Source organism: Aeromonas ichthyocola (genome assembly GCF_046087985.1).
Lineage (GTDB): Bacteria > Pseudomonadota > Gammaproteobacteria > Enterobacterales > Aeromonadaceae > Aeromonas > Aeromonas rivipollensis.
Window position 1 is genome coordinate 1 of sequence record NZ_JBJSWH010000015.1, and the last position, 3,879, is coordinate 3,879.

Annotated in this window: 4 protein-coding genes; all 4 read right to left on the reverse strand. The window is 60.1% G+C overall.

All coding sequences use genetic code 11. The annotated features are described in order from the left end of the window. Positions 1–1,324: IS91-like element ISCR2 family transposase (locus ACF2JD_RS22520; protein ID WP_415680449.1), on the reverse strand; the 1,324-nt coding region annotated here is incomplete at its 3' end. Between the two features lie 111 nt (positions 1,325–1,435). Further along, positions 1,436–1,714 carry a LysR family transcriptional regulator gene (locus ACF2JD_RS22525; RefSeq protein WP_001100557.1) on the reverse strand — a complete coding sequence of 93 codons (279 nt, stop codon included), beginning with the start codon at positions 1,712–1,714 and terminating at the stop codon, positions 1,436–1,438. Between the two features lie 54 nt (positions 1,715–1,768). Next, positions 1,769–2,983: a chloramphenicol/florfenicol efflux MFS transporter FloR gene (floR, locus tag ACF2JD_RS22530; RefSeq protein ID WP_000214122.1), complete on the reverse strand. Its 1,215-nt coding sequence runs from the start codon at positions 2,981–2,983 to the stop codon at positions 1,769–1,771. A 216-nt stretch (positions 2,984–3,199) separates the two neighbouring features. Beyond that, the coding region (locus ACF2JD_RS22535; RefSeq protein ID WP_000308584.1) for a DUF3363 domain-containing protein at positions 3,200–3,879 on the reverse strand (680 nt) is incomplete at its 5' end.

Genomic DNA, 3,879 nt, shown 5'->3' on the forward strand with positions numbered 1-3,879 from the left:
TCTCGATGTCGATATTGAAAACACGCTTGAGCCGTTGCGCCCATGTCATCGACGCTCGCCGTTGTGCTGGTGTTGCCGGTTCATCAGCCACCCTGACCTTGTTGCCCCTGCCCCGTTTTGCCGGCGTGACCAACGCCCGGTGCCGACTGTTGGGTGCGAACACCCCGTGGAAGCGGGTTAGGTTGACTCTGGGCTTCGGTACCAGGGCGGCCAGCCTTGCAATGAAATCCAATGGTTCGAAAATGACGTGCGTGGTGCCGTCCCGGTACGGCGTCTTGAGCTGGTAGCGCACGTTGCCGCCTCGTGTTAACGACAGCCGCTTCTCGGATACCGCCGGGCGGCTGATGTACCGGCACAGCCGTTCGAGCTTCTTGCGTTCATCGGCCCTGGCCGCCACGCCGGCGTGCAGGCTGGACCCGGCTACCTTGCCAATCCCGTCACCGAACGGATCACCACTGGTCGGCAGAGTTTGCAAAGTGAACACCTTTCGCCCCGCCTGTGAACCGACAGCGATACGGTAAGTGATCGAGTGCCCCAGCAGGGGTGTCATCGGGTCGTCATCCACCGCATCCGAGGCCAGATAGCTGTTTTCGACATCCCGTTCCAGCAGGCCTTGCCGTTCCAGATAGCGACCCACCCGGTGGGCGATGGTGTGCGTCAGCTGGGTGAGCTCTGGGCTGGTCGGCGCCTTGACCCAGCGGAAACGCGCTGAGCCGTGGGATTGCTCGACATACACACCGTCGAGAAACAGCATGTGGAAGTGAACATTCAGATTGAGCGCCGATCCAAAACGCTGGATCAGGGTGACCGCGCCCGTCTTGGCCACTTGGTGGGTATGGCCCGCTTTCTTGACCAGGTGCGTGGCAATGACGCGGTAAACGATGCCCAGCACCCACCCCATGATCTCGGGCCGGCTGGCAAACAGGAAACGCAGCTGAAACGGGAAGCTCAACACCCACTGACGCATGGGTTGTTCAGGCAGTACTTCATCAACCAGCAAGGCGGCACTTTCGGCCATCCGCCGCGCCCCACAGCTCGGGCAGAAACCGCGACGCTTACAGCTGAAAGCGACCAGGTGCTCGGCGTGGCAAGACTCGCAGCGAACCCGTAGAAAGCCATGCTCCAGCCGCCCGCATTGGAGAAATTCTTCAAATTCCCGTTGCACATAGCCCGGCAATTCCTTTCCCTGCTCTGCCATAAGCGCAGCGAATGCCGGGTAATACTCGTCAACGATCTGATAGAGAAGGGTTTGCTCGGGTCGGTGGCTCTGGTAACGACCAGTATCCCGATCCCGGCTGGCCGTCCTGGCCGCCACATGAGGCATGTTCCGCGTCCTTGCAATACTGTGTTTACATACAGTCTATCGCTTAGCGGAAAGTTCTTTTACCCTCAGCCGAAATGCCTGCCGTTGCTAGACATTGCCAGCCAGTGCCCGTCACTCCGCGGTCTTCACTGCGTGATCGAGTTGATCGACACCCGCCGTGACACGCTCCATGAAGTGCCTGCCTGCGTCTGTTAGCCGAACGCCCCGCGCATGGCGCTCAAATAGCAGGACACCAAGGTTATCCTCCAGCGCTTTCACACGCGCGCTGACGCTCGACTGGCTGATACCAAGTGCCTTGGCCGCATGCCGAAAATTCAGATGCTCGGCGACGGCGATGAACTGAACAAGGGAAATGAGCGGTATCCTGCCAGACAGGATACCGACATTCACGAGGTTTCGATGGTTAGTGCGCCGCATCGGAGCGGGCCTGCTACCAGTCGTCGGTTAGACGACTGGCGACTTCTCGGTGGCAGCCCCACGGAGCCGAAGGAGCACCAGCCCCAACGAAACCAGTACCGCCATCGCCGTGGCGTAACAGATCACGGGCCACGCTGTGTCACCGTTTAAAAGTGCCACCGCCAATGTCCCGACAATGCTGACTATCAGGCTTTGAACGCAGAAGTAGAACGCGACCGCTGATCCCGCGATGTCGTCGAACTCTGCCAAAGCGCCGTTCGCGGTAACGGACACCGTGAAGACAATACCGACCGCGACAACCCACATCGGTAGGATGAAGGTGAGGAATGACGGCGAGCCGTAAAGTTCGCCGATCCCCAACAGGACCGCTCCGCAAACAAGCAACGCCATCCCACGCGCCACGCATCCTGCGATGCCCCATCTGGCGACAAAGGACTTCGCGAAACGGGTTGTCACGATCATTACAAGCGCGACAGTGGCGAAGGCAAAGCTGAATCCGATCTCGGAATATTCCGCTTGGCCTATGAGCACACGGGGAGCCGTCGAGAAGAAGACGAAGTAGGTGCCCATACCGGCGCTAAAGCCGACAGTGTAAACCCAAAAAGCCGGACTCGCGAAGATCGGCAAGACAGATCGGCGCGTCTTGACTTGATCCAGAGGGCGGGTTTCGTGCCACCTGAAACCCGCATTTAGGAGTGCGAGCATCGCCAGTATAGCCAAAGTAATGAATATCGCCTGCCATCCCAAGAACTCGCCGATCAATACTCCGGCGATAGGGCCGAGCGCAGGCACGAACGCCAGCATCGAACTGAAAAGGCCGTAGATGACGACACCCTCAGGACGGTTGGCATAAACGTCGCGAACCGTCGCGAACGTCGCCACCAGCATGGCCGACGCGCCCACTGCTTGAAGTAGACGGAAAGCGACAAAGGCCGGTGCAGTTGAAGACCAAGCTGCTCCCAGAGACGCAATGACGAAAGCCGTTGCGCCCGCAAGTAGAATTGGCCGTCGCCCGATTCTGTCTGAGAGCGGACCAAAAATCACCTGGCCCACGCCGAGCATCACCATATAGAGGCTCAACGTGAGTTGGATCATAGCGGGCGTCGTGTTCAGGATGCCGGGCATCGCTGGAACGACAGGGAGATAAATATCCATCGCCAGTGAAGCGAGGATGTCGAAAGGAGCCATCAGCAGCAGTGCTGCCGGCAGCGTATAGGCCCACGCGGGGCGTGTGGTGGTCATGACGAATCAACCCTCGATTAAGGAATACCGGGCGACGTCTGCTCGTCAGCAATCAGATGAGACTAGCCTTACAGAGCGCCGCAACAACAATACTGGTTGTTGCGGCTTACTTGTCTGCTGACTTGGAATTTCCCATCTGATTACTCCACGCTTACGAATATGAATTGCTACATTTTATCCGATTATCTTTTGCTTCGCAATGCGGCATGGGCGCACTCAGCGTTCCAGCCCCCTCTGCCGCCCTAACTGCCACGACACCGACCCGCCCTGCACGATGCCCATAACCTCGCGGCCGAGTTGGCGGTCGATGATCGGCCGCCACGGGACAAGGGTGAACTCATGGGATTTCTCGACCACGGCGAACTTGCCGCTCGATAGATGCACGGTTCCGGTAAACTTGCCGCTGACGCTCTCGCCGTCCGTGGCGGCGCGGAACGGCAGGCCCTTACTCAAAGCCATATCCGATCCGACGCCGGCTACCTCGCGCTCCCGCAGGATGGCGAGAAGGTTGCGCCGGTAGAAGACGCGGCTGTCCCGGCTGCGGGTGGCGTCGCCCTGTTCGATATGGTGCTCGCGGCGCTGGTCCATGGCTTCGCGGACTTGTTGCCCGAAGCCGGTTGGCGCAAGGTCGGCCGTCTCGCCGTGGATCAGCCGCCGGTCCAGCCAGGTCGCGCCGTCCGATCCGATCTGTTTGTTCAGATCGACCGGGGAAAGGACGCGAACGCTGGCCTGACTGTCTCGGCCGGCGTCATGGGCGGCGGCACGGCTGACCAGATCATCGGGGATGCGCCATTGGTCGGCGTCGATCCGCTCGACGATACCGGCCCGGCGTAGCGCCTCCAGCCGGCGCACATGGGCATCGACATAGCCCTCATAGTCGCCGCCTGGAACGCGGC

What these genes read in the sequence shown, in the direction of transcription:
- floR (WP_000214122.1), bottom strand. Translation starts at nt 2,983, where the DNA reads ATGACCACCACACGCCCCGCGTGGGCCTATACGCTGCCGGCAGCACTG.